This window comes from Moorena sp. SIO3I8 (genome assembly GCF_010692325.1).
Classification (GTDB): domain Bacteria; phylum Cyanobacteriota; class Cyanobacteriia; order Cyanobacteriales; family Coleofasciculaceae; genus Moorena.
In genome coordinates, this window is sequence record NZ_JAAHHW010000008.1 from 27280 (window position 1) to 49554 (window position 22275).

The 22275-nt window shown below is 43.8% G+C and carries 20 protein-coding genes; 10 read left to right on the top strand and 10 right to left on the bottom strand.

What is annotated here, in order from left to right; all coding sequences use genetic code 11:
- The first annotated feature begins 121 nt into the window (after window positions 1–121).
- Entirely contained in the window at window positions 122–325 is a 204-nt protein-coding gene (locus F6K51_RS05430; protein WP_293018690.1) for a hypothetical protein, read from the top strand.
- Window positions 316–4845 carry an NB-ARC domain-containing protein gene (locus tag F6K51_RS05435; protein WP_293018692.1) on the top strand — a complete coding sequence of 1510 codons (4530 nt, stop codon included), beginning with the start codon at window positions 316–318 and terminating at the stop codon, window positions 4843–4845. Before F6K51_RS05430 ends, F6K51_RS05435 begins: the two co-directional genes overlap by 10 nt.
- Here the strand turns inward: F6K51_RS05435 and F6K51_RS05440 are convergent.
- Both F6K51_RS05440 and F6K51_RS05445 read right to left on the bottom strand, forming a co-directional pair.
- Window positions 4795–4926, bottom strand: coding sequence for a hypothetical protein (locus tag F6K51_RS05440; RefSeq protein ID WP_293018694.1), 132 nt, complete (start codon window positions 4924–4926; stop codon window positions 4795–4797). The genes F6K51_RS05435 and F6K51_RS05440 overlap by 51 nt on opposite strands.
- A gap of 77 nt (window positions 4927–5003) precedes the next feature.
- Entirely contained in the window at window positions 5004–5240 is a 237-nt protein-coding gene (locus F6K51_RS05445; RefSeq protein WP_293018696.1) for a hypothetical protein, read from the bottom strand.
- A 232-nt stretch (window positions 5241–5472) separates the two neighbouring features.
- Between F6K51_RS05445 and F6K51_RS05450 the strand changes: the two genes are divergently transcribed.
- The 3 genes from F6K51_RS05450 to F6K51_RS05460 all read left to right on the top strand — a co-directional run bounded on the left by F6K51_RS05450 (window position 5473) and on the right by F6K51_RS05460 (window position 7165).
- Window positions 5473–5706, top strand: a complete 234-nt coding sequence (locus F6K51_RS05450) for a hypothetical protein (RefSeq protein WP_293018697.1) — start codon at window positions 5473–5475, stop codon at window positions 5704–5706.
- 236 nt (window positions 5707–5942) lie between these two features.
- Window positions 5943–6080 carry a hypothetical protein gene (locus tag F6K51_RS05455; RefSeq protein ID WP_293018699.1) on the top strand — a complete coding sequence of 46 codons (138 nt, stop codon included), beginning with the start codon at window positions 5943–5945 and terminating at the stop codon, window positions 6078–6080.
- Window positions 6081–6115: 35 nt separating this feature from the next.
- Window positions 6116–7165, top strand: coding sequence for a glycosyltransferase family 1 protein (locus tag F6K51_RS05460; protein ID WP_293018701.1), 1050 nt, complete (start codon window positions 6116–6118; stop codon window positions 7163–7165).
- Here the strand turns inward: F6K51_RS05460 and F6K51_RS05465 are convergent.
- From F6K51_RS05465 to F6K51_RS05485, 5 genes are all read right to left on the bottom strand, one after another.
- On the bottom strand, window positions 7155–7289 hold the full coding sequence (locus F6K51_RS05465) for a hypothetical protein (protein WP_293018703.1): 135 nt from the start codon (window positions 7287–7289) through the stop codon (window positions 7155–7157). The two genes, F6K51_RS05460 and F6K51_RS05465, sit on opposite strands and share 11 nt — an antisense overlap.
- A 115-nt stretch (window positions 7290–7404) precedes the next feature.
- Complete coding sequence (locus F6K51_RS05470; protein ID WP_293018705.1) at window positions 7405–8169, bottom strand: thioredoxin domain-containing protein; 765 nt, start codon at window positions 8167–8169, stop codon at window positions 7405–7407.
- Window positions 8170–8502: 333 nt separating this feature from the next.
- On the bottom strand, window positions 8503–8919 hold the full coding sequence (locus F6K51_RS05475) for a hypothetical protein (RefSeq protein ID WP_293018706.1): 417 nt from the start codon (window positions 8917–8919) through the stop codon (window positions 8503–8505).
- A gap of 415 nt (window positions 8920–9334) precedes the next feature.
- Window positions 9335–12283, bottom strand: a complete 2949-nt coding sequence (locus F6K51_RS05480; protein WP_293018707.1) for a zinc-dependent metalloprotease — start codon at window positions 12281–12283, stop codon at window positions 9335–9337.
- A 690-nt stretch (window positions 12284–12973) separates the two neighbouring features.
- Window positions 12974–13324, bottom strand: coding sequence for a phage holin family protein (locus F6K51_RS05485; RefSeq protein ID WP_293018709.1), 351 nt, complete (start codon window positions 13322–13324; stop codon window positions 12974–12976).
- A 472-nt stretch (window positions 13325–13796) separates the two neighbouring features.
- Between F6K51_RS05485 and F6K51_RS05490 the strand changes: the two genes are divergently transcribed.
- A complete protein-coding gene (locus tag F6K51_RS05490) occupies window positions 13797–14177 on the top strand; it encodes a pentapeptide repeat-containing protein (RefSeq protein WP_293018711.1) in 381 nt (126 codons plus the stop codon).
- 230 nt (window positions 14178–14407) lie between these two features.
- On the top strand, window positions 14408–15727 hold the full coding sequence (locus F6K51_RS05495) for a 5-(carboxyamino)imidazole ribonucleotide synthase (RefSeq protein WP_293018713.1): 1320 nt from the start codon (window positions 14408–14410) through the stop codon (window positions 15725–15727).
- 124 nt (window positions 15728–15851) lie between these two features.
- On the opposite strand, the gene F6K51_RS05500 is transcribed toward F6K51_RS05495, so the two are convergent.
- Window positions 15852–16106 (bottom strand): hypothetical protein, encoded by a 255-nt coding sequence (locus F6K51_RS05500; RefSeq protein WP_293018715.1) that lies wholly within the window; start codon window positions 16104–16106, stop codon window positions 15852–15854.
- A 174-nt stretch (window positions 16107–16280) separates the two neighbouring features.
- Entirely contained in the window at window positions 16281–16745 is a 465-nt protein-coding gene (locus F6K51_RS05505; protein WP_293018717.1) for an ABA4-like family protein, read from the bottom strand.
- A gap of 551 nt (window positions 16746–17296) precedes the next feature.
- Here F6K51_RS05505 and F6K51_RS05510 point away from each other — a divergent pair.
- Entirely contained in the window at window positions 17297–18700 is a 1404-nt protein-coding gene (locus F6K51_RS05510; RefSeq protein ID WP_293018719.1) for an aminopeptidase P family protein, read from the top strand.
- Window positions 18701–19218: 518 nt separating this feature from the next.
- The gene (locus F6K51_RS05515) at window positions 19219–20049 is read left to right on the top strand and encodes a DUF4351 domain-containing protein (protein WP_293018721.1); all 831 of its coding nucleotides are present in this window, start codon (window positions 19219–19221) and stop codon (window positions 20047–20049) included.
- 805 nt (window positions 20050–20854) lie between these two features.
- On the opposite strand, the gene F6K51_RS05520 is transcribed toward F6K51_RS05515, so the two are convergent.
- Window positions 20855–21562 carry a hypothetical protein gene (locus F6K51_RS05520; protein ID WP_293018723.1) on the bottom strand — a complete coding sequence of 236 codons (708 nt, stop codon included), beginning with the start codon at window positions 21560–21562 and terminating at the stop codon, window positions 20855–20857.
- Between the two features lie 322 nt (window positions 21563–21884).
- Here F6K51_RS05520 and F6K51_RS05525 point away from each other — a divergent pair, with 322 nt between their 5' ends.
- Window positions 21885–22193 (top strand): hypothetical protein, encoded by a 309-nt coding sequence (locus F6K51_RS05525; RefSeq protein ID WP_293018725.1) that lies wholly within the window; start codon window positions 21885–21887, stop codon window positions 22191–22193.
- Window positions 22194–22275 lie beyond the last annotated feature (82 nt).

The following is a 22275-nucleotide window of genomic DNA, read 5'->3' on the forward strand; positions in this document are numbered from 1 at the left end:
CTGGCGATAGCATTAGTAGGCACTGCCCACCCTACTAACTAACTCCCTAAAACCCAGACATTTTTACCTGACCGAATTGAAAACCTCTGTATACTGAAATTGTGAGTCATCTCCTTCAACAATGGAATTATTCGCTGCTGCCGTTTTCGCTATTGCTACTGTGCTCGCCACTAAAGCTATAGAAAAAACTGGGGGAAATGTCGGGCAAGTTGTCTGGGACAATACTAGCCAGTTTGTGGAATCTCTGAGAAACCAGTCTCCATATACAGTAACTGCGATCGCAAAAGCTCCAGACAATCTCTTGATTATGCCGAAGTGGTATTAGAAGTAGAAGCAGCAGCGAAACAAAATCCGGAAGTTGTCCAAAGTATCGAGCATTTAGTGACTACTAGTGAAAATTACAACATTGATAATATGAATAACCAAACTCGATTCAATCAAGCTCCCCCACTACCTCCTTATTATGTGGAACGCCCGGAAGTAAGCCAACGACTAAAACAAATCCTTTTATCCCAAGAAACCGCTAAAGCTGGCACGTTAGTTGTTAGTGCTATCTATGGTTTAGGAGGAATTGGAAAATCCACCTTAGCTGCAGCATTAGCCCATGACAAAGAGGTTCAATCCCATTTTACCGATGGGATTTTTTGGGCAACCTTAGGTCAGCAACCTGATATTTTATCTTTTCTAAGTAGCTGGATACAGCAATTAGGAGATTATGATTTTAAACCAATTAACACTGAGGCAGCTTCTTTACAACTAAAAACATTATTATCCGATAAAAAAGCCTTGCTAGTTGTCGATGATGTTTGGCATCCTGACCATGTTGAACCCTTTCGAGTGGCTGGGGATGGCTGTCGGCTTTTAGTAACTACCAGAGAAGCCCAGGTTAAAGATGCGATTCCCTATGATTTGGACGTGATGACTCCCAATGAATCCTTGGAGTTATTAGCGTCTTGTTTAACCAACGAGATAACTAATAAAAAATTAACTAATCAAGAACTCGAATATGCTGAAACCTTAGCCAAAACTGTCGGCTACTTACCCCTAGCATTAGAATTAGCTGCTGCCCAAGTTAGGGATGGCATCTCTTGGCAGGATTTACTGGATGAGTTACAAGATTTAATTATTGGTGTAGAAGCTTTGGATCGATTGAAAGCAGAGGAAGAGCCAAGTGACGCTAAGCGCAAAAACTATAGTCTAGTGGCTTCCTTTAATCTCAGTTTAAAGGGATTATTCGACGACGATAGATTTAAAAACTTTGCTTGGTTAGGGATACTGCCGGAGGATGTCACCATTACTGAGTCTATGGCGACTACCTTATGGGATTGTAATTTAGTTGAAGCCAAAGATACGTTAAGATACTTACGACAAAAAGCCTTATTACTACCAGGGGTCTCTACTACACCAGACACTAACTATCGCCTCCATGACTTGTTACATGATTTAGCCCGTAGTCTGGTACAATCAGAGCTAGGATTATCAATTACCGAAGCCCATCAACAATTATTAGAACGTTATCAAACTAAGACTGAAAAGGGATTATGGCATACCTTACCCGATGATGGTTACATCTATAATCACTTAATCTGGCATCTAGAGAAAGCAAAAAAAATTAATGACATTCATCAACTCCTGAAAGAAGAAACGCCAGCAGGAGATAACGGTTGGTATTGGCAGTGTGAGAGACAGGGAAAAACTGCTAATTTTATCAAGGATGTATCGAGAGCTTGGGCAATAGCAGCAGCTAATTTTACAGAAAATCCTACAGAATCGATTAGTCTACAGTGTCGGTATGCTCTGATTACTACATCCCTCAACAGCTTGGCTGGAAATATTGGTCCAGAGTTAATGGGAGCATTAGTTGAAAAAGAAATCTGGACCCCAGCTCAAGCACTAGCTTATGTGCGACAGAGCAAAGATTCTGAAAATAAAGCAGAAGGTTTGAAGGCAATTAGTGAGTATCTTCCCCCTTCTTTATTACCAGAAGCCTTAGACATTGCTAGAGCCATTCGGAATAGATACCATCGAGCTAATGCTTTAATCGGGTTAGCTCCCCACTTACCTCAAGGGTTGTTACCTCAAGCCTTAGATTGTGCTAGAGCCATTGCGAGTAAAGGCGAGCGACCTAATCCCCGAGCTAACGCCTTAATCGGTTTAGCTCCCCACTTACCTCAAGGGTTGTTACCCCAAGCCTTAGATTGTGCCAGAGAGACTAAGGCTGAATTCAACCGAGTCGATGTTTTAATCGCCTTAGTCCCCCACTTACCTCAAGGGTTGTTACCTCAAGCCTTAGATTGTGCCAGAGAGATTGGGGATGAATTCAACCGAGTCAATTTCTTAATCGGGTTAGCGCCCCACTTACCTCAAGGGTTGTTACCTCAAGCCTTAGATTGTGCCAGAGAGATTGGGGATGAAGAGGACCGAGCACAAGCCTTAATCGGCTTCGCCCCCTACTTACCTCAAGTGTTACCCGAAGCCTTAGATTGTGCTAGAGAGATTAAGCATGAATCCTACCGAGCTCATGTCTTAATCGACTTAGCCCCACACTTCCCGGAAGTATTACCAGAAGCCTTAGATTGTGCCAAAGCCATTCCTGATGGAAACCAGCGAACAAGAGCCTTAATTGACTTAGCCGCCCACTTCCCGGAAGTGTTACCAGAAGCCTTAGATTCCCTCAGAGCCCTTTGGAATGAAACATACCGAGTCAAGTCCTTTTGGGATGAAACATACCGAGTCGATGCCTTAAGAGCCTTAGTTGCCAACTTCCCGGAAGTGTTACCCGAAGCCTTAGATTTCGCCAGAGCAATTCGCGATGAAGCAGACCGAGTCGATGCCTTAGGAGCCTTAGCTGTTCACTTTCCGGAAGTGTTACCAGAAGCCTTAGATGGTGCGAGAGCCCTTGGGCATGAATATGACCACGCCGATACCTTAGAGGGTACAGACAAGCGAATCTATCTCTTTAAATTAAAATATAGCTTCTATATTAATGAGGAGCGACACGAGCGACGAGCAAAAGTCTTAAAAAACTTAGCCCCCTACTTACCGGAAGTATTCTTACCCCAAGCCTTAGAGGTTGCCAGTGGGGTTCGGGATGAATACTGGCGAGCCGATGCCTTAATTGCCTTAACTGTCAACTTCCCGGAAGTGTTACCAGAAGCCTTAGATGCTGCCAAAGCTATTCAGGATAAAGGAGACCGAGAGGAGGCCTTAAAGGAGTTAGCCTCTCATTTACCGGAAGTGTTGTTACACCAAGCCTTAGATTACGCCAGAGGCCTTGGGGATGAAGAAGACCGAGCCGAGGCTTTAATCCTCTTTGTCTTTGACTTACCGGAAGTGTTCTTAGACCAAGAAGTCTTACGTTACGTCCCAGGGATTGGCGATGAATACTTGCAACGCTATGCCTTAATCGGCTTAGCCCTCCACTTCCCCGAATTGTTACCAGAAGCCTTAGATTTCGCCAGAAACATTCCGGATCAAGACCAGCGAGCCCATGCCTCAATCACCTTAGCTCCCCACTTACCGGAAATGTCTAAATCTTTCCGAACCCAGGCCATAGAGGTTACCAGAACCATTCGGGATGAAAAGCAACGAGCCCAGACCTTAAGAGCCTTAGCCCCCCACTTACCTCAAGTGTTGTTACCCCAAGCCTTAGAAATTACCAGAGCTATTCGGAATGAATACCACCGAGTCCAGACCTTAAGAGCCTTAGCGCCCCACTTACCTCAAGTGTTGTTACCCCAAGCCTTAGAAATTACTAGAGCTCTTCCCAGATACGACCCACCAGTCAATGTCTTAATTGCCTTAGCCTCCCGCTTCCCCGAAGTGTTACCAGAAGCCTTAGATGCTACCAAAGCCATTCCGGATAAATCCTTCCAAGTCAAGACCTTAATCAGGTTAGCTCCCCACTTACCAAATGTGTTGTTACAGCAAGTTTTAGATTACACCAGAACCTTTGATTATCAATCCCTGCGAGTCGATGTCTTAATCGGCTTAGCTCCTCACTTACCCGATGTGTTGTTACGGCAAGTTTTACATGAAGCCAAAGGGATTGGGCATGAATACTACCTAACCAATACCTTAATCGCCTTAGCCCCCCACGTATCCGATGTGTTGTTACAGCAAGCCTTAGATTGTGCTAGAGCCCTTCGGGATGAATACTGCCGAGCTTTAGCCTTGGGAGCCTTAGTCCCTCACTTACCTGAACTGTTACCAAAAGCCTTAGATTGCGCCAGAGCGATTCGGAATCAATTCCACCGAGACCATGCCTTAATCCGTTTAGCTCCCCACTTACCCGAACTATTACCAGAAGCCTTAGATAGCATCAGAGCCATTCGGAGTCCATCCTCCCAAGCCTATGCCTTAATCCGCTTAGCCCCCCATTTTCCAGAAGTGTTACCAGAAGTCTTAGATTGTGTCAGAGCCGAGAATGACTACGAACGAGTCGATCTCTTAACTGACTTAGCCCCCCACTTACCGCCAGTGTTTTTAGGCCAAGCCTTAGATTGCGCCAGAGCCATTCGCTCTGATTATCAGCAAGGCAATGCCTTGGGGGGCTTAGAACCCTACTTACCGGAAGTGTTGTTACCAGAAGCCTTAAGTGTCGTCAGAACCCTGAATGGATTTTCCCAAACCTCTTTCTTAGAAAACTTGCTTAAGAAATTAAATCCTTCGTTGATTGATTTTTCTGGTTGGCAACAAATTCTTGATTGTTTAGCTAGTCTAAGCCGTCCCGATTTTCTTAACCATCTTCCTCAATTAGCTCCTTTAATCATCGAGCTTGGGAGTGTTGAAGCCCTAAGAGAAACGGTGGCAGCGGTTAAAGATGTTAGCCGGTGGTGGAAGTAGGGAGTAGGGAGTAGGGAGTAGGGAGTAGGGAGTAGGCAATAGGCAATAGGCAATAGGCAATAGGCAATAGTTTTTTATCAACGTTATGGATATTTCAATAGACTGAGTGCTGAGATAAAGCGATAATCTCGTTTATTTTCAATAAGGGTAGCAGCAATTTAGCCCTGCCAATGCTGTTCTCGAATTCTTCTAACCCATTCGCTACTATTTTGAGTATCTTGTCGAACAGTCCACATACCAATAAATGGTTGATTCTCTAATTCCAGAGGGTGAAGAGATGGCGTTTTTTTCGTTAAATACAGTTTTTTGAACACTTCAATGATATCGGCAATAATTTTTTGAGCATCTTCTGGTAGTTCTTGAATATCTTTTGTTAGTTGTTCTAGGTCACGCATAAGTCTTGGTTCGGGCGTAGTCAGTTAACTACTCTAATTTTACAGTATTTATCAATGGGCTGAGGTACTTGGTTTTAGGGAACAGCGAATAAAAGAACAGCAGATCTGGGAGTAGCGATGCCGCTTGTTTCCTCGCCCCTGCCGCTAAACCCGATAGCAGTTGTCAATTGGTTGAGGTACAAAACCCCATTGACAACTGCCTTGTGCTTTGGGTGCATCTCCTAAAAGCTGTTTGACCTGGTGGGTGGAATGGGCATCTTGTTGTGGAATGGGCATCTTGTTGTGGAATGGGCATCTTGTTGTGGAATGGGCATCTTGTTGTGGAATGGGCATCTTGTTGTGGAATGGGCATCTTGTTGTGGAATGGGCATCTTGTTGTGGAATGGGCATCTTGTTGTGGAATGGGCATCTTGCCCGTTTCAATTTTCGGAGCGGACTGTCCCAAAATTGGCTACCGAGAAAATGAGGGCGAGCCCGTCCCTAAAGCACCCTACGCAACTTCTGCATTCTACATTCTGCATTCTTAATTCTACATTCTTCATTCTCCATTCTGCCTTACTGTTACTTCCACAAAATTTTAGGGAACTATCTAAGTATCACTTAGAGATTGCTTAATCTAGATTCCTTAATCAAGCCAAGCAAATCTCTCTAAGTAGGTAGGCATAATTATTACCGCTGTGACATATAAACCACAGTCAATCTTTGCTGGAAAAAGTTCTGATGGCTGGGTTTATTTTTTTTACCTACTTATCTCTGGTAACAGTTACCTACTCTCAAATAAACCTCTACTTTTTTGTCAATTACTGTCCACTGTTCCCTGTTCCCTGTTCCCTGAAATAAATCTAATCTTACCAATATAAGCTGCTATGAAAATAATGCACAATGGTCTCCAAGACCTACTCCTGATTAATTTTTACTCTCAGGAAATTAAGCTCGATTTTTTGTCCATTGAAATTCCTATCCCTGATTCCATCAAAAATTTTACTAACCTGTTTCCCTATAGGATAGGATTACACTTACGTCGGGAATATCGTCATATTGCTATGGGCATAAGGTCTTTGACGAGTGAAGAGCGTCAAGACTATGATGGACTTTTTCTCTTTGAAATTTATCTCCAAAATATCTATTTACTTCTCCCATTACTGGCATGGCATCGCAAACCCGTTTGGATTTGTCTTCACTGGAATCAACAATTAGCTATGCACAGTACTTTAAAGTTTTTGGGCTTAATGTACCTCAAGTTTTTCCTCAAGTATTTTAACCTTAAGGCAGTTTTATTTGAAATGGATGATGAGGTTTTACCCAAACGGTTTAGATTACCAGCGTCTGCCAAAGTAAAAATACCGATGCCAATCAGGAGCGATGCTTACCCCAATTTAAAGCCAGGAGAAAGGCTGCCTACCGATAAAAAAATTAAAATCGGTGTGGTTGGCATGATTCGTAAGGATAAGCCAATCGCTAAGATAATTGAAATCTTGAAAGACTATACTAAATTATCTGACCATAAATCTGAGCTAGTGCTTGGGGTACCATTTTGGCAGAAGCCTAAGGATTTAGATAACTTGGGAGTCAAAATGTATGATACAACTACTGAAAAACAATATCTTGATTTGTTAAATGAGGTAGATATTTTAGTAGCCCATTACGAAAAACATCGCTATTACTACCGTACCAGTGGTGTATTGAGTGATGCCGCTTGCTGTGGTTGCTATGTAATTACTTCTGATTATCCAGTACTCCGGCATCAAGTTAATTGGCCAGTCTCTGTGGGTTCAACCTTTAAAACCTTTGATGAAATCCCATCATTACTTGATGAAGCTATCTATTATATTCGGGAGCATGGTCAGGATAACCAGTGGCTTTGGCGAGAAAAAAGAACAGCGGAGGAAATAGCAACTGTTTTTAGCAAAGGGATTAGGGAATAGGGAGTAGGGAGTAGGGAGTAGGGAGTAGGGTGGGCAAAAACAGTGCGTAGGGTGCGTTAGGGGCGGACTTGCACTCATTTTCCGCTTCGTAGCCAGCGTTGCGATAGTCCGCCCCGTAACGCACCACCTAAGGGAATAGGGAATAGGGAGTAGGGAGTAGGGAGTAGGGTGGGCAAAAACAATTTGGTTATTGTGAGTATTCGAGATTAGATTAATTTGCCCACCCTACTTTATTTACTTCAAGAGTTGCGCACTTGTGCCAATATCGCTTCTATCTGTTCTAGGGGCACGGCACCAGAGAAGGCTTCACCATTCATAACAAAGAAAGGTGTGCCGCTCAGTCCCAATAGTTGTGCTAGCTGCATGTCTTCTGCAATGGCACGATCAGCTGCGTTCCGGTCTCGGTTAAACTGCTCTAGGTCTAAATCTAGGTCTTGGGCAATGGCAAGATATAACTCTTCTCCTAATTGCTTTTGATTAGCGAATAGAGCATCATGGTACTGCCAGAATTTGCCTTGTTGAGTGGCGGCCCAAGCTGCTTGAGCGGCTGGGAGGGCTTGGGGATGAATTCCGGTGAGGGGGAAGTGTTTGTAAACTAAGGTAACTTCATCCCCATGGTTTGCTATAAACTGGTTGACGGTGTCGTGAGCTCTGGCACAGAAGGGACACTGAAAGTCTGAGAATTCTACTAGCACAATTTTATCTTCAATGGAGCCAGTCGCGGGAGAGGAACCAATGAAGGCTTGGGGATTGGTTTTGAAGCCCTGCAAGATGGCTTGCTGTCGCTGCTGGCTTTCCCGTTCCAGTTGCTGCTGGTATCTCTGGACTGATTCTAGGATTACTTCTGGGTGGTTGCGGATTACTTCGAGTATTTGTTGTTCTAGTTCAGGAGTAATCTTGGCGGCTGCTGTGGCTGGCAGTGACCAGGCTGAGAAGCACAGGAGTAGTACTAATCCTGTGAGTGATAGGGCTTTCTGGAGAATGGTAAGGAGCTTAGTGACCATGATTTTCTTAAATGGAACCAAGGCATAGGGTATCTCAGATCAGGCAACATGGGCAACGGATTGGTATAGCGCTACGCGCAAGGCAATAGGCATGCTAGCAATAGGCAAAAGTTGCGTGGGAAAATGAAACAGGCAAGATGCCTGTTCCACCGCGCAAGATGCCCGTTACACCCACCGGGTCAAACAGCATGCATTGCGATTCACCCTCCAGAGGTAATCCTGGCATCCCATAAAAGAGGAAGATGTCTTCCATAGAGGAAGACATCTATAAACGTCTTGATAGTCTTATTGTCTATCAATAAATCTATTAGACATCAGGGTTATTTGCACCAGTTATTTACACAAAATGTATTGATGTTGGTGGTCAGTAAAATAGCTCCAAACACGACGCATATCATTAGGACTAGTGTTAAACTTCCAATCGATATCATTAACTCCTGTGACATACCAGCCAGACCATGAACCATTGAACCAACGAATTTTATAGGCAACAACATCACCCCCTAAAATCTGATGGTCGATCTCTGTATTTAGTCCTTTATACCATCCAGGAGTTTTTCCAGTTGGAGGTAGACCAGACTGGTCAGATCCTTGCAATGTACAAGCAGCTTGAGTGCGAAGTTCATGTTGGATGCAGTCACTTCCACCACACCCATTAGCGGCAAAGGCAGACTGGGCTGGCAACATCGTTATTGCTGCAACAATCAAAGAACTTAAAACGATCAAGATACTCTTTTTTAGATTACTCATGACTCTGGTTTACTTTTTAATTCAATTAGGTACTTAGGGCTGGAAATCAGGTGAATCAATCTCACTGACCTTCAACCCTTTTCTAATATCTAAAAAGTATTCCTAGGTCGGCAGTACCCTTAAGGGTACTATTGCCAGGACAGAAAAATTCCTGGGAAGCCAGTGAACGGGCAAGATGCCCATTCCACCTACCGGATCAAACAGAATCCCCCGAATTGAATTCGGGGGAGTGACTTAAGGTAAGCATTCAGCGGTCAGTGGTCAAGCCGTCAGCGGTCAGCGGTCAGTAGTCAGTGGTCAGCCTTTAGCTGAGAGCTGAGAGCTGAGAGCTGAGAGCTGAGAGCTGATAGCTGATAGCTGTTCGCGTAGCGTGCGCGTAGCGCTTAAGCTGATAGCTTACGGCTCAAGTCATGATTCATTCCGATTGCAACGGTGCATCCAACACTTTAGTAATGCGATCGCGTGCCCCTTCTAAGTGGGCTAAGCTAGCAGTATCAAGGTTTTTCCCTTGTTTGTTCAAGGTGTTTGCGATCGCATCCCGCAATTGACGGAGTTTATACCGGGCTAACACCCGAGCATCCTCGGGAGTATTAAAGGTTTGGATAGCAATAATAAATTCAGGGAAGGTGCGGGCAGTTTCTAGACTATTGGAATTGCGCAGTGCCATGTTCACTAAAAGACTCATATACTGCCGTTGCAATCCCCGACGCAAGCTAGAGATTGGCTCAATCTTAGCGTTACTATCTAGTTTCCAGATGCTATCTTGAACAGTGTCAAACACTTCTGCCATGGTCAAGGCTTCCCCGGAACTAGTTTTGAGTTGAGCATCCCGCAAACGAGCCAACCGTTCTGATGAAAATAAATCCCCCAGCACCATAGTTTGAACTAACATCACTCGCTCATGAATGGGATAATCTAGGGGGAAAATAGTGGTAAAAGCACCCCAGTGAGTCCAGCGAGATGGGGCTAACTGGTTGAGGAGTTGGGGTGAGAAGTTAAAGGTATCTTCAGCAAACATATACTCCCCGAGCATGGCTAAAGCCTGACGCTGTTTTTCCACAGGGATGGGTTCAAAGGGGAGTGTGCCAGTCTTGCCACCAGTGTAGTTTCGATTAAAAGTTTGTCCCCCAATATAACCAGTAAGGGACATAGCGTTTTCAAAGAAATAGGAGAAGACCGTATCAAAGCGATCGCGTAAATCCCCAGCACTTTCTTGAGGCAACAGGTAACTGGTGTTCAAGCGTTTCCAAATTCCCTTAGCATTCTCCATTTGCCACTGAGAGTAGCGCAATGGATCACTACTAAGGTCCCAAACCTTAGCTTCTGGGTCAATAAAATCGAAAGTATCCTCATCTGTAGCATAAGATAGCCCCATTTCAGAGCCTTCAGCCGCAATTTTGCGCAGTGTGCGTAATTCTTGTTGAGGAGTCAGAGCATCAATCGGAGTGTAGCCATACTTAATCACCCACTTATCATAGGGACCAACCACTGTAGAGAAATAATCTCCCTGTTCCATTCCCTCTGGCGCTAGATTAACTGGGACATAATCCATGACTGACCCGACTAGCCCTTTATTGCGGGTAATCTCAGTATTATTCAATTCCTCTGGACTCAACATGGTGCTGCCCCGGAAATTGTGGCGCAATCCCAGAGTATGACCAACTTCGTGAGCCGTCAGGTAGCGCAAATACTGATTGATGAAGGTTTTCATTTCCTCACCACTGGGCAACTGGTGGTTTACCATCGATAGAGACAATGCTCCAAACTTAGCTTGCTGAGCTGATACCATGGCAAAACATAACTCATGGTCTGGGACTTGGGTTAGTCCGCTCAGGAATTGCCCAGCTGGTAGGCTCAACTGAGCCGCTTTGCCAGGATTGCTCTTGAGGATTTCCTGCAATTTGAGGTAAGGAACTTTCATGCCATTACTACACAGGGAACCATTAAACGGGAATTGGGATAACCCAGATAATGCCTGGGATTGAGCCTGGGAAGCAATAGCCTGGTATTCCGCTTTGATCCAGCGCACCGCATTAGCATCAATAATGACATCTGCATCCAAAATTTCCCCAGTCAAGGGGTTCACTCGGGATGGACCCATAGCGATAATGCCTGGGAATGAGGGAAAAGAATTCGACCAGCGAATGGTGTTGTAGCGAATATCAGCCGGGTCCCAGGTTGCATCATCTGGCATTTGCCGCACTTCAATGGCATTATCAAACCCTGCCTCCCGAAACGCTTCATTCCACATCAAAATCCCCTCCCGAATTGCATCTCGGTACTCCAGAGGTACAGTATTTTCAATCCAAAACACAATCGGTTCTTTTGGGGGGGATACCGTAGCAGTAGGGTCTTGTTTTTCTAAATTCCAGCGCCTGATATAACGGATAAAGGGTTGTTTGCGGTTTTGATTGGATAAATTTTGATAAGCACTGATGAAATAGCCTACTCGTTCATCCGCGAGTCGATGACGGTAACCATTGTTAGTCGGTAGTTGAGAAAAGCTATAGCGGACACTAAGATTAAATGCTCGTTGATCTGGGAGACTCCTTAAGGGAAAGAATAAATCTCCCCCACCAGAAAAGCCATAAACTGACTCAATCTCTACATTCAACGGAAATGCTTGAGCGTCACTGACATAGGATTTTTGAGGGTCTACCCCATAACTGCCTCCTAATATCCAAGGAAAAGCCGATGCTAGTCCAGAGAAAGACCCATCGCTGACCAGGAGTGATGTTAAATCCACCAACAGAGTCTTTCGTTCTGGATGAATACTGGTAATCGGCAGGGAATATAGCACCGAATCACTGAAGGAACGTTTAACAGAACGCTCTTGGGGGTCACCGGGTCGAGTACGGAAGTAGATATTTGGTATGACTAAATCTATGGTCTTCTGTCGGCGGCGGAATTGGAACAAAAAATCATTAACTGGCCAACCGGTTTGGAGCCCCAACTCCCCAATTCCCGAAGCAAGGGTAACAACACATAGGAAATTTTGATTTAGTTGATCCGGTTCAATTTCTAAATAAATTTTTTCTTTTTCTTTATTGCGGTAGAGGGTGAGTAATCCTGCTAATTTTTCCGCATCTTCTACGACCTTATCAAATGGCTTTAACTTGGAATCACTACTATCTGAATCGGATAACTCCTCTGAGGGTGCCTCTGAGGGGTCTTCAGCAATTTCTGTAGTTTGAACTTGGCTATGGGCTAAGGTTAGCTGGGGCGAGTAAACAATCTTTTGATCCAAATGTTGACCCAAACTATTGCCGCTTGGAGTAGATAGAGCTATGGTTTGGAGGTACAAAGGGGATAGTACCAAGACGAATCCACACAGACAGAATATCAAGAACTTTAGTCTTTTCATCGATTAATCACTAGTTTGGTGTTCTGAAAAGAAAGAGAAATTATGATAATTCATAATTATGACTTATCAAAACTTATGAAAGCTTGAAAATTTTACCTTAATATTATAATTAACCAATTCCTAAATAAAAACAATTTGATTATAGCGTTTATGATACTGATAATGTCCCTGCCTTTTTTATTACTACTCCCTAATCCCTACTCCCTAGGACGTTATCAGAAGTATACCAATTGAAACTTGCTGCTATAGTTGTTAAACTTGATGAGTTTTTGATTATGTTCTTAGTTTTTGATTAGTTTAATCGTTTTAGCTTCTGATTTATAAGTATTACTATCAAGGTAAAATGGTGTGGTTGTACTATAGTTGTTTGACATAAACGAATCTATATACTAACCCTTTAAGCACCCCGAAATTTACACAGCTTGGGTTAGTCTAAATCTATGTTTCCTGTACTTTGAGCCTTGGCAATTAAAAAAAAACTGTACACTAACTTCAACTAAAGCTATACTTTGATCTGTCAGCTTTCAGCTATTTATCAGCTATTTACTAGTCAGCCCTTGCAGCTGAAAACTTAAGCTAAGAAGCATAGTTTACTAAAAGTAGTGCCAGCTAAAGTAGTGCCAGCTAAAGTAGTGCCAGCTATATAATAACTCGCGCCCGTAACCAAGCTGACAAGTCCCGGCCATCCGATTAAACTTGATTAGAAGCCAAGCTATTGATAAGACTAGACACCAAAGTCAGAACGATAGCCCCGAAAAAAGCTGCCCAGAAACCGTTCACTACAAACGTATCAGGAGTGAAATAGGATGCCAGGGAGAGGGTGATAGCATTAATCACCAACAGAAATAGTCCCATGGATAAAATTGTGATGGGCAAGGTCAGAATCACTAGAATCGGTCTAATGATGGCGTTAACTAAACCAATGACTACTACCGCTACAGCAGCTGCACCAAAACCACTAATGGTAATTCCTGGTACCAGGTAAGCAGTAATCATTAGTGAGATAGCACTTAGCAGCCAAGTCAAAAGTATATTAAGCATCGATCTCACAAAAATATCGCTTACTATGATTTTAGCGATTCTGGCAAGATTAGCCTGTAAGCTATCAGCCGTCAGCTATCAGCTATCAGCTTATGGGCTACAGATGGTGCTACTTGAGGTGCCAAAGGCAAACGGCTAACCGCTGACCACTGACCACTGACCACTGACCACTGACGGCTGATAGCTGATAGCTGAATGCTTACATTAGCCTTGTTGTCCTAAAGAGCGATCGCATTTGTTCAAGGTGCTCGCCATGATCTATTAACCTCTAAGATGGCTGAGCAGTATTTGGTGCTAGTTACTTGGGTGTAACTCAAGTGATTATGCAGCACAGTATGATTGAGTTGGACGATTCCAGCAATAAATCTTTATGTTTTTCCGGCTACTGGTTACATTCTTATTTGCGTGCTCTGTTTTTTGTTATCCCTTACCCGTTCACGCCAAGAGTATAGCCTGCGATGGGAAACAACTCGTGGGAGCAGACTTATCTGGTCAAGACTTACAGGAAGTCAAAATTACCTATTGCAATTTGGACCAGGCTAACTTAGCCGATGCCAAATTGATCAAAGCATCTATCAAACATACTACCCTGAATAATGCTAATCTCCATGGAGCAGACTTGACCAACAGCGACACCTACAACATTAGCTTCAATGGTGCAGATTTAACTGATGCCATCTTTACTCGTTCCTTACTGCAACGTGCCAGTTTTGATGGGGCTAACATCACTGGTGCTGATTTTAGTAGCACCCTGATCCAACCGGTCAGAGAACGGTTAAAACTCTGCGATGTAGCAACTGGGGTGAACCCTACCACTGGTGTGGTGACTCGTAAGTCTTTAGGGTGTTGGTAAGGTGTTGAATGTTGAATGTTGAATGTTGAATGTTGAATGTTGAATGTTGAATGTTGAATGTTGAATGTTGAATGTTGAATGTTGACTATTTGATGGTCAACGGTTAACATTCACGATCGATGGGGCTGACTTGAGCGATGGTATGCTGGATGGTGGGCAAATTAGCAAATTTGATAACTGTGTAAGGAAGGTGCATCTAAAAACTGGTGTTGCGCTTGTGAGTCTTTGGGATGTCGATTAAACGAGTAGGTGTAATTGGTGGAGGACAACTGGCCTGGATGATGGCAATGGCTGCCAAGTCTTTGGGTATTCGGCTAGTGGTTCAAACTCCTAATATTACTGATCCAGCTGTTTGTGTTGCTGCTGAAACTATCTTTGCTGCTATTGATGATGGGATCGCTACCGAGCAAATGGCATCTCGCTGTGATGTGATTACCTTTGAGAATGAATTGATTAACCTCGATGCCCTGAAATGTCTGGCAAAGCGGGGAATTTGCTTTTACCCCCGACTAGAGGCTCTAGCGCCACTGTTGGATAAATATCACCAACGCTGCTATTTCGATCGCATTGGTTTACCCCAGCCAGAGTTCATCAGTCTGGAGGGGGAAGTGGGTAAGGAGGAATTAAAGTCCCTAGCCTCTTCTCGGGGCGTTGCTGAATTGAAGTATGAATCCGCGATCGTTTGGTTTTGGTCAAGCCCCCTAAATCCCCCAACTTTGGGGGACTTTCAGAGTTTTGTTCCCCCCAAAATTGGGGGGCTAGGGGGGCAAAATCATACCCAGAATCAGCAACGCCCTTCTCGGACCCCAATCAACCTGAGTCAGTTAGAGTTTCCTCTGGTGCTGAAAGCGCGACGCCAAGGTTATGACGGCAAGGGTACGTTTATTATTAAAGACAGTCATAGCTTACAGGAAACTTGGAAGCAGTTAGGCAATCAGCCTGTGGTGCTAGAAGAGTTTATTCCCTTTGAACGGGAGTTGGCAGTAATGGCTGCTCGTTCTGTAGATGGGGAGGTGGTGGTTTACCCGGTGGTGGAAACTCAGCAGCAAGAACAGGTGTGTCGGCGAGTTATTGCACCAGCCCAGATTAGCCCAGATACGGTGGCGGAGGTGAATGCGATCGCAAAAACTCTCCTGACTAGTTTAGACGTAGTGGGAGTCTTTGGGATTGAGTTATTCCTCACTAGCAATCACAAGGTTTTGGTTAATGAAGTGTCCCCTCGTACCCATAATTCTGGCCATTACACCATTGATGCTTGCGAAACCTCTCAATTTGAGCAGCAACTGCGAGCCGTGGTAGGTTTACCCTTAGGTAGCCCACAGATGCATTGTGCCAGTGCAGTAATGGTCAATCTTTTGGGTTATGAGTCTTCCCAGGATGATTACCAACAGAAACGGCAGACCTTAGCCAGTTTACCAGGAGCGTTTGTCCATTGGTATGGTAAGACTCAATCCCGCCCAGGACGTAAGTTAGGTCATGTTACGGTTTTGAGTGATGGGAATTCATTACAAGAGCTAATTGATAAGGTTGAATCGGTTTGGTATGGTTGATACGATGTTGAAGGTTAGGGGGTTGAAGGTTGAAGTTAGATGGAGTAGGGTGGGCAAAGTAATCTAATCATTAATTATCAAAATAACCAAACTGTTTTTGCCCACCCTACAAGCTCCCTACTCCCTACTCCCTACTCCCTACTCCCTTTGCTAAAGCAGTAGATAACTGGCGTAAGCGATCGCTAACTTCTAAATTGACTTCGTGAGCCTTTAAATGCTCGGGCATTTCAGCCATTAGTAAGGGATTTTCTTCTAACCATTCATTCTGGGCTACTCCTCGCCACACGGCTTCATATCGAATAAAGCGATCGCGCAATTGATCCAGTTCTTGTAGGCAAAATTGCTCGAAACCTGCGGCCTCAAAAATAGCGGAACGCAAATAGGTTTCAAAGGCTTTGAGCTCCGTAAAACTTTACCCAGGCGTAGCCTCTATCAGGAGGGATTACACCTGGGTTTCTTTTGCATAAATGCCTATTGCCTATTGCCTTTTGCCTCTTGCCTCTTGCATTTTTAAGCAATACCTGTGTTTACAAATCAAATACAAAAGCGCTGATTATGTCTGTGATGGACTCGTAGTTTCAGGGTCTAAGGGAGTATCTGAGGTAGATTTCTTGGTAACCCAAGCGGTGATAATATGAGAAAGGAGTCCGATTGGTCCGGCAAATAAGCATAGAATTAGGGAGTGAATAGTCCAAATACCAGCCTGTTGCCCTTGCCAATAAATCCAACGCCCTACAAACAAGTCCAGAACTAGGAAGTGTATCCAGCCAGTAGCAGCAACGGTTTCGTCACTAAAGAAGTGGGCAATATCTGCTAACTGAGTACTTGAGAAGGCTTGGGCGGATTCTGGTGTAATGCTATTAATAAATAGGTAAATATATAAACCTGCTAGAACAACGAAGGGAAGATAGGATTCCATTACTCGCCTGGTAATCCCCCAATTTGGCAAGACAATGATTAGGAGCCAAAAGGGCAAAACGAAGATATTGGCAATATTAAACAGTTGAGCGATAACCATATTTCTGTGTTTGATATTTCAACTATTTAATATAGCAATTATCTAGAATTTATCAATTCGGTGAGGTGCAAAGTTATTGGTTTTAGGGAACAGGGAATAGGGAGTAGGGAGTAGGGAGTAGGGAGCAGGGTGAAGAGCATGGGGATTGGAAAAAAATCTTGTTTCGCTAATGAGTATTATAGCGTTTATTGCATGTATGAGGTACAATTATCAAGCTCAAAGTCCCCCTTTTTAAGGGGGATTTAGGGGGATCTCTTTGTACCTCATGGGAAACAGAATTGCTATATAACTTCTATAAGTGTTAGCCAGAGCATTGGAGATGATGCTTTCGCATTAATCTGTTGTGTTAATCTGTTCTGGTTCAGTTTCCACAGTTGGATTTTGCTGAGACCAAGAACATTGCCATTGCTCATTCCAAAGCCGATCACTGGCGATATTTTAATCTCAGGTAGATCCTGGGGATAATTTTGAACAAATTCCACAAGACCTGTGGAATTTAGGCTATAACTATTCAACGGTGAAGGTTCAACAAATAAATTATAATAAATCCGATGATTAACAACCAAGACGGCTCTCTAGCCACTAAACTACAGCAACGGCGTCAAAAATTGGCTCAGCTGGTGGATTTTCCAGTAATGCTCTGGTCTGGACATCCTAGTCCTCGGAATTTTCGAGCCAATTCGTTCCCGTTTCGGGCTAGCAGTCACTTCTTGTATTTTGCTGGTTTACCTCTAACTAATGCGGTAATTGGCCTCAATGATGGCAAACTGGATTTATTCATGGATAAGCCAGCCCCTGGTAGTGCGTTGTGGCACGGAGAAGTGCCTTCACCTGAGGAAATTGCTGAGATGATTGGGGCTAATCGGGTTTTTCCCCTTTCAGAATTGCGATCGCATAGCGTCGGCTTTGCCGAATCGCATTCTCAGGGAGCAGCAACCATTGCTGTTCAAAATCCCACTACTTACAGCCAACAACAGGAACTATTAGGTCGTGCTGTGGGAGCCGCTGATGCTCCAGAAGGGATTGACTTGGATTTAGCGAAAGCGATAATATCCCTACGGTTATACCATGACGAGGGGGCATTATCGGAGTTGCGCCAAGCCGCTGAGGTTTCGATGGCTGCTCATAAAGCGGGAATGGCAGCTACTCCCAAGGCTAAACTGGAAGCGGAAGTGCGGGGAGCGATGGAAGGGGTAATTATTGCCCATAATATGACCCGTGCTTACACAAGTATTGTTACCGTTCATGGGGAAGTGCTCCACAATGGTGAGTATCACCATTCCCTGCAACCGGGAGAGTTACTGCTGGCGGATGTGGGAGCAGAAACCCCCATGGGTTGGGCGGCGGATATTACCCGTACTTGGCCGGTGAGTGGCAAATTTTCCCCTACTCAGCGGGATATATATAATGTGGTCAAAGAAGCCCATGATTTCTGTATCAAGAATCTTTACCCTGGGGTGGAATATCGAGAGATTCATATGACAGCAGCAGGGGTGATGGCTGAGGGATTGATAGATTTGGGGATTCTGCGAGGAGACATCTCGGATTTAGTAGCAATGGATGCCCATGCTTTATTCTTTCCCCATGGTGTTGGTCATTTGCTGGGATTAGATGTCCATGATATGGAAGATTTAGGGGATTTGGCAGGCTATGCACCAGGACGGGTAAGAAGCGATCGCTTTGGCTTGGGCTTCCTGCGACTAGACCGACCCTTGCAACCAGGGATGTTGGTCACAATTGAACCAGGATTTTATCAAGTTCCAGGGATTTTGAATGACCCAGAGCGACGGTCAACTTACAAAGATGTGGTTGATTGGGATAGATTGGCAGAATTTGATGATGTGCGGGGGATTCGAATTGAAGATGATGTGTTGATTACCGAGACAGGAGCAGAGGTGTTGACCGCTGGCTTACCGACTGATCTAGAAGCAGTTGAGGATTTGGTTACGGGATAATAAGTTTTCGGGTGTGGGTGAACGGGTTAATGGTGCTCTTACAGCGGTTTGCAATTCAGTTAGGTACAAAGTTCTGGGTTTTTAGGGAGCAGGGAGCAGGGAGCAGGGAGTAGGGAAGAGGAACCCACCCCTAACCCCTCCCAGGAGGGGAAGTCAGAAGTGGGAAAACAATCCTGTGTACCTGAGGTGCGACCCGTGGCGAATTTAATTCTTAATACAGAAAGCGCACCTGATAGTTATGCAAACCGCCGTAAGTTGACAGAAATAATTTTGAGAAGACCTAATCTCATCAGGTCTTCTCTAGATTTTAAGTGCGTTTATTGCTTTTATGAGGTAGGCTTCTCAACCTCAAAGTCCCCCTTGATAAGGGGGACCAACGGGGGATCGAATTGCTATATCAAAATCAAAAGTGCTCGGCTATCATAACTTGAATCAATAAACAAGATCCAGGTGCGATCACTTTTTTAGCTCAGATTCACTACAGTATCTGAGATAGTGTTAACTTTGAACAATTTGCCTTGGCGTACGACAATATTTGTAAATACTTAGCCGAAGAATACCCATCGGAGTTTTTTCAGTGGCTATTGGGTGAAGAACCTAGAGATATTCAGGTACTTAAAACCGAATTGAGTAGTGAACCAATTCAAGCTGATGCTCTGACTGTACTCCAAAGTACAAACCAAATTCTGCACCTAGAATTTCAAACCCTACCCCCATCCGAGCCACCATTACCATTTCGGATGTTGGACTATTGGGTCAGACTACACCGCAAGTACCGATGTCCCATTGAGCAGGTGGTAATTTTTCTCAAGTCTACGACCTCAGATCTGGTATTCAATAACGAGTTTAGGGATACTAACACCTGGCATCGTTATAGAATAATTCGTCTTTGGGAGCAAGACCCTCAACCACTGTTGGCCAATCGCGCTCTGTTACCCTTGGCCACTTTAGCTAGGAGTAATCGGCCTAATCTATTGTTAGAGCAAGTGGTTGCTGAAGTCGATAGAATTGAAGAACAAGGTCAACTCCGAACCCTAGCGGCCTGTGTGGATGTGCTGGCTGGTTTACGGTTTGAGAAAGATTTAGTCCGTCGATTGTTGAGGGAGGAAGTTATGGAAGAATCAGTTACCTATCAAGATATTATCCAAAAGGGACGCCAGCGCGGCAAGCAGGAGGAAGCGGTATTAATTGTGATGCGTTTGCTAACCCTGAGGTTAGGTTTACTTGACCCTGTGCTCCAACAGCGGATTGAGGGATTATCCATTACTCGATTGGAGGAATTGAGTGAAGCGTTGTTGAATTTTGAGACAGCAACGGATTTAGCGGTTTGGTTGGATCAGGAGCAGTAGTGCGTTAACAAATGATGAATTTAGGAAGCTAACTATCAATCATGCCATCTAAAACTCCTTGGGGACACCTTACATACTTACTTAGAGCAACTGGAACAATTAGCGTTAACTTGGAAAGAAAAGTCTCTGACTCAAGAACAAGTGCTGGCCAACTATTCCCAAATCCCTGCTGCTTATAAGACTTATAAATTCCAAGGATTATACAAGGATAATCTCGAAACAGCTTATAAGCAATTTACCGCTGAGCGTTGAGGCTTTAAGGGGGAAAGTTGCTGAATTATTCCAGGGGAATTGAGGAGATCACAATAACGTAAGCTATCAGCGTGTCGCGTATCAGCCATTGGCCTTGGCGAATGGCCACGCTACCTGAAGTCCTTTTGAACAAAATAAGCTGATTGCTGACTGCTGACTGCTGACTGCCTGGTTGACTGATAAAACTTATTCAAAAGCATACTCGTAGGTTTTTACCCTTAATTTGCATATTATGAAAACAGGAGAAAACGGATCAATCCGTCTCTCCTGATGTCTCAACATCCAAAGAACTTACTAGGGGGATTATTTTTGAACCATTATATTATATAGCAATTCTCCAACTCATGAGGTACAAAATTATGGGTTTTAGGGAACAGGTAATTTTAGGGAACAGGGAATAGGTAATAATGAAAAAAATCTCTGTGCCTCATAGCTATGAGAAACGCTATATATAGCTTATCCCCTAGTAAAACACTGTAGAGAAAAAAGCACGCACACCGCTCTGCGGCTCTTTTTGATTGCACATTTTTTCTATTTTGTCAATGCGTAAGTCCTAGTAGCCCAATTCTACTCCTCCGATCATTTGTATTATCTTGTCTCGATCACTCTTTCCTTCAGATTTATAGTACCTGTCAGCAAACCATTTGGTTGTTCCAGGATTATTAAATTCATTTTGAACATCAGCTTCAGACTTCATTAATCCATTAATAACTATTCCAAGACTTACACATATTGCTTTAGGTACAGTCGTAAATCCACCAGGCGCAGGAGGAGTCAACCCATGGGTTCGATAAATCAAACGCGAATTTGGTATCTTGTTGGGATTGAAACTGATAGTTGACGATCCTGATGCTGAACCACGATTGACAAGGCGTTGTAAGACAGCTTCATACCCCGCATGCAACTTATTCAAATTGCCTGTAATAGGAGTCAGATAAGCGGCTTTATTTCCACTACCTCCGCACTCACCATTAACCAAATGTCCTTGTACCCAATTAGAATTGCCTGGTCCTGGGTTACTTGGCATATTTCCATTAAGTCCTGAAGGATTGGATAAGTCCTCAGCTGCTAAGTCATTTTTAGTCGCATAGATAAGCTGTCCCCAAGTTCCATAGTTGTTGATAACAGATCCAAATCTATAGGACAAACCACCTGCAATACTGTTTCCAAAAGCTTGACCTGACAAATCTGCCCAGCCATTAACGTTACCATCATCGGTAACGTTATCACTATCTCCTGTATACCATCCATTTCTTGGCATATTTGTTCTCCTTTTTTTATTTAAAATCGCTAATTACCCAAGACTAAATACATTACAAAAATATGTAAGCCTTTTTTGTGATTATATACTCAAACCAAATTTTGGAGATGAGTAAATTTGCTGATTGACTGACAAAACCCTTGAAATGCTGATTATCCCGTAGGGAGCGGTTAGGGATAGCGTAACCCAAGAAAAGCCTGACTGGTTTTGGGTTTCGTTGCCTCAACCCAACCTACGCTATGATCTTTTGTAAGTCAACCAGGCTGACTGCTGACTCCTGACTCCTGACTCCTGACACAATAACAAATCCTATCATGATATCATGCCTAATCAAGAAGAAGACCCATTGAAAAGCAAGCTAGAGAAAAACTTGCAAGAGTCCCAATGGCTACATAAATTTAAACAACTGAGTCAAGGACTAAGCCAAATTAAGACAGAAATTCCTCTAACTCAACTCTGTAAGCTAGAGTGGGTTACTGCTACTGACAGCTTAATCATTCACTGTCCAAATTCAGAAGTCAGGGATGGATTATGTAAGCTTTCATCCCAGATTGCCCAAATCACTATTGGCGCAAAATGCTTTATTCTTAGACATCCCGACTATCAAGACATTACTATTAAGCCAGTGTAATTATTCGCTATAGCAAAGGGAACAGGGAACAGGGAACAGGGAACAGGGAACAGGGAGTAGGGAGTAGGGAGTAGGGAGTAGG

What these genes read in the sequence shown, in the direction of transcription:
- F6K51_RS05510 (WP_293018719.1), top strand. Translation starts at nt 17,297, where the DNA reads ATGATTAACAACCAAGACGGCTCTCTAGCCACTAAACTACAGCAACGG.
- F6K51_RS05495 (WP_293018713.1), top strand. Translation starts at nt 14,408, where the DNA reads ATGTCGATTAAACGAGTAGGTGTAATTGGTGGAGGACAACTGGCCTGG.
- F6K51_RS05480 (WP_293018707.1), bottom strand. Translation starts at nt 12,283, where the DNA reads ATGAAAAGACTAAAGTTCTTGATATTCTGTCTGTGTGGATTCGTCTTG.
- F6K51_RS05475 (WP_293018706.1), bottom strand. Translation starts at nt 8,919, where the DNA reads ATGAGTAATCTAAAAAAGAGTATCTTGATCGTTTTAAGTTCTTTGATT.
- F6K51_RS05505 (WP_293018717.1), bottom strand. Translation starts at nt 16,745, where the DNA reads ATGGTTATCGCTCAACTGTTTAATATTGCCAATATCTTCGTTTTGCCC.
- F6K51_RS05445 (WP_293018696.1), bottom strand. Translation starts at nt 5,240, where the DNA reads ATGCGTGACCTAGAACAACTAACAAAAGATATTCAAGAACTACCAGAA.
- F6K51_RS05525 (WP_293018725.1), top strand. Translation starts at nt 21,885, where the DNA reads ATGCCTAATCAAGAAGAAGACCCATTGAAAAGCAAGCTAGAGAAAAAC.
- F6K51_RS05485 (WP_293018709.1), bottom strand. Translation starts at nt 13,324, where the DNA reads ATGCTTAATATACTTTTGACTTGGCTGCTAAGTGCTATCTCACTAATG.
- F6K51_RS05520 (WP_293018723.1), bottom strand. Translation starts at nt 21,562, where the DNA reads ATGCCAAGAAATGGATGGTATACAGGAGATAGTGATAACGTTACCGAT.
- F6K51_RS05430 (WP_293018690.1), top strand. Translation starts at nt 122, where the DNA reads ATGGAATTATTCGCTGCTGCCGTTTTCGCTATTGCTACTGTGCTCGCC.
- F6K51_RS05470 (WP_293018705.1), bottom strand. Translation starts at nt 8,169, where the DNA reads ATGGTCACTAAGCTCCTTACCATTCTCCAGAAAGCCCTATCACTCACA.
- F6K51_RS05460 (WP_293018701.1), top strand. Translation starts at nt 6,116, where the DNA reads ATGCACAATGGTCTCCAAGACCTACTCCTGATTAATTTTTACTCTCAG.